The sequence below is a fragment of the Nonomuraea sp. NPDC049419 genome (genome assembly GCF_040676995.1).
Lineage (GTDB): Bacteria > Actinomycetota > Actinomycetes > Streptosporangiales > Streptosporangiaceae > Nonomuraea > Nonomuraea salmonea.
The window spans coordinates 1-1,039 of the sequence record NZ_JBFAQB010000050.1 but is presented as its reverse complement, the minus strand read 5'-3'; the positions used below and the strand labels follow the sequence as shown (position 1 = coordinate 1,039).

1 rRNA gene is annotated in these 1,039 nt (G+C 56.8%); it reads right to left on the bottom strand.

The window, feature by feature from the left end:
* Window positions 1-1,039: ribosomal RNA gene (locus tag AB0K12_RS48360) — 23S ribosomal RNA — on the bottom strand; the annotation flags it as partial.

Sequence of the window (1,039 nt, the reverse complement as noted above, 5' to 3'; positions counted from 1 at the left end):
CTACATGCTTACCCCAGGACAACCATCGCCTGGGTTGGACTACCTTCCTGCGTCACCCCATCGCTTACCTACTACCCAATCAGGTCGAGCGTTCACTCTGACGGCCGTCCCGAAGGACAACCCGAGCTAAGGACTCTTAGTATCAAGGGGTTCAGTATGGGCGCATTGAAGCGGGTACGGGAATATCAACCCGTTGTCCATCGACTACGCCTGTCGGCCTCGCCTTAGGTCCCGACTTACCCTGGGCGGATTAGCCTGGCCCAGGAACCCTTGGTCATCCGGCGCGAGGGTTTCTCACCCTCGATTCGCTACTCATGCCTGCATTCTCACTCGCACAGCCTCCACAACTAGATCACTCTGCTGCTTCACCGGCTGCACGACGCTCCCCTACCCACCAACAGGATCAATGTCCCATCAGTGCCACGACTTCGGCGGTGTGCTTGAGCCCCGCTACATTGTCGGCGCAGAATCACTTGACCAGTGAGCTATTACGCACTCTTTCAAGGATGGCTGCTTCTAAGCCAACCTCCTGGTTGTCTCTGCGACTCCACATCCTTTCCCACTTAGCACACGCTTAGGGGCCTTAGTCGGTGATCTGGGCTGTTTCCCTCTCGACTACGAACCTTATCGCCCGCAGTCTCACTGCCACGCTCTCACTTACCGGCATTCGGAGTTTGGCTGACGTCAGTAACCTTGTCGGGCCCATCGGCCATCCAGTGCTCTACCTCCGGCAAGAAACACGCAACGCTGCACCTAAATGCATTTCGGGGAGAACCAGCTATCACGGAGTTTGATTGGCCTTTCACCCCTACACACAGGTCATCCCCCAGGTTTTCAACCCTGGTGGGTTCGGTCCTCCACCCAGTCTTACCTGAGCTTCAACCTGCCCATGCGTAGATCACCCCGCTTCGGGTCTACAGCATGCGACTCAAACGCCCTCTTCAGACTCGCTTTCGCTACGGCTCCCCCACACGGGTTAACCTCGCCACACACCATAACTCGCAGGCTCATTCTTCAAAAGGCACGCAGTCACATCACA